This window comes from Chitinimonas violaceus (genome assembly GCF_052601015.1).
Map to the genome: position 1 here is coordinate 1 of NZ_JBQXDJ010000148.1, position 2,273 is coordinate 2,273.

3 protein-coding genes are annotated in these 2,273 nt (G+C 50.8%); 1 reads left to right on the forward strand and 2 read right to left on the reverse strand.

The annotated features are described in order from the left end of the window. Positions 1–440: hypothetical protein (locus ACUHMQ_RS20455; RefSeq protein ID WP_445297293.1), on the forward strand; the 440-nt coding region annotated here is incomplete at its 5' end. 70 nt (positions 441–510) lie between these two features. Here ACUHMQ_RS20455 and ACUHMQ_RS20460 read toward each other — a convergent pair. Both ACUHMQ_RS20460 and ACUHMQ_RS20465 read right to left on the reverse strand, forming a co-directional pair. Next, the gene (locus tag ACUHMQ_RS20460; RefSeq protein WP_445297294.1) at positions 511–1,080 is read right to left on the reverse strand and encodes a hypothetical protein; all 570 of its coding nucleotides are present in this window, start codon (positions 1,078–1,080) and stop codon (positions 511–513) included. Between the two features lie 3 nt (positions 1,081–1,083). Further along, positions 1,084–2,169 (reverse strand): pre-toxin TG domain-containing protein, encoded by a 1,086-nt coding sequence (locus ACUHMQ_RS20465; protein WP_445297295.1) that lies wholly within the window; start codon positions 2,167–2,169, stop codon positions 1,084–1,086. Positions 2,170–2,273 lie beyond the last annotated feature (104 nt).

Genomic DNA, 2,273 nt, shown 5'->3' on the forward strand with positions numbered 1-2,273 from the left:
CTGCCTGTGCCGTGGTGAAGGGGGTAGAAGCGGGAGCAAAGAAGGTAGTAACACGCACCAAGACCTGGACCATCGACTGGCGTAAGAAGCAGTCGATGTTTGAAGGCGCGGCCGAAGGACTCGCCGCCAGGACGGGCGAAGCTCGGCCATCTAGGACTTGTGACAATAACTGTACGCAGTTATTGGCTGACGCCCTCAACGACGCGCTACCGCCAGCCGAAGCACCACAAAACGACGATATTTACTCCGATGAGGGTCCGCCAACATGGTGGAACCCTGAAGAAGACCCCGGTTTAGACGAACCGCCACCCTTTGATGCAGGTTATTTTGACCACTGCGCCGAATCCGGCCCACCTGAATGGTGGACCGACCGGGAGGAGTGCGTGCATCTAGACGGTAATGCGGATTGGGTGCGCTGTGATGATGGTTTCGAGGTTTGAGGTTATTGGCTGTATCACTCGCTCGTGAATGAGCAAAGCCGGTGTGAACTACTCCGGCACCGGTTTTTACTTAGACCACAGCCTGCCCTGGTTTCCATTCCCACCCACGGGCAATGACTTCGACGTAATCATCATGACCAAGAAGAATGTAATGATGCCAATCTTGCCAATCAAGCTGTAAAGCAGTCAGCCACTTCGATCCTTGCACCTCATACATACATGGGTCTGGGCAGTAACCAGTCGAGACCCACATGTTATGAACTCGTCCGACAGACTCCTCTACAGTCTCGCCGCTGTTTAACCCACTTGGTACTTGTGACCAGTCATAGTTTTCTTCCGGAATAACTTCCAGATCCGAGAAGGCTGCTACTTTTCGAACGTATAAACCCTCCTTAAAAGCTACTTGTACCAATCGGTGCCGAGAACCTTCAGCCGTATCAGAGCAAACAAATACATCTGGGCTATTTACCACCAATAGCCCATCTTTTTCTTTATCCAATGCGGTTTCGCATTTAAAGAAACCGATGAATGTTGCTGCAACCGGTTTACCCTCATTTGAAACATGGATCTTCAAATGTGGAACTGATGGGCTAATTTGCCAAGGCACCGAAACAGGTACCAGAATTTCCTTAAATTGCATTGCTTATCTGCCTCCAGGCGTTTCAATTACTCGCAAAATTGTCAGGTCACTTTGATTAGGCGTTACTGGAACACGAGGACCTGGCAATGGGGCATTTGGTAATAACGGAGTTTCCTGAAGCCGTCTTAAAAGTGCTCTTGACGGTTGAATGATATTCACGTTGGTTGGTTGCAAGCCAGCTTCGCTCAGAGCGGATAGTGAACGAGTATTTGCCGAAACTAGCTGGCCATTGTATTTAAATGCATCTATTGGCAGTTGGTCAGGGTGTATACGCCCTAAACGTAAATCAGTAGCGACAGCACTGATTTCACGCCCAGCCAAATAGGACGGGCGTCCCTCAACTCCAAATGTTGGGCCAACTCGCTTTTGTCCGAATAGAATACCACCGGCTTCTACTGCCGTGCTTGTACCACCATCAGCATGCTTAGCCACCGAGCTCGCAATATCTGCGACCTTTCCACCTTTCAACAGCACTTTACCGCCAGGTACCATGCCCAGGGCTATGCCTGCGCTTTCAACCCAACGGTTGACGGGCTCGCCAGTAACCAAATCTTTGCCTGTAAATACCTGAAGAATCGACTTTCCGGGTCCGACAACAGGCAGCAAATCAAGGCCAACGGAAGCCACTTCCCCACCAACTGACGGTTTAGTTGACCCCAACGTTCCATTTAGACGCGCTTCATACACTCGTGCATTAAATTCATCTACGGTTTCAGCTGGCCGACGTGCCTTATTCGTAAACATTTGAATGTTATTTACGGGTTCGTTATCCGCAGCTGAGGCTGTGCCTTTCCCGTGCATATTTCCACGGAATGCCACTCCCCGACCTTGAACACGACCATCTGGGTCACCACCGTAGGGCTCTCCACGTCGAGCTAGGTCGATATAGCCACCTTCATCGCCCGTTGGGCCACTATTACCTACAGGCGCTACCGGTACGACCTCATTATCAAACAGATCGCGCCAGTTACGCGGTTTTTCACTGCGGTTCGGTTCTGGTACGACCGGCTTGGCCGGCTCCACCCACTGGCGGTTATTGCGGGCGATACTATTTCCCAGGACATCTCCGAAGATAGATTTTTCGGTCACGGTTTGTCGTACAGATACCCTTCAAACCTAGACGCCATCAGGCTTTTAACGCATCCATTGGCCTAAAACTGCCCAATGGACAGCATTTTTTCCAGGCGCTGTTT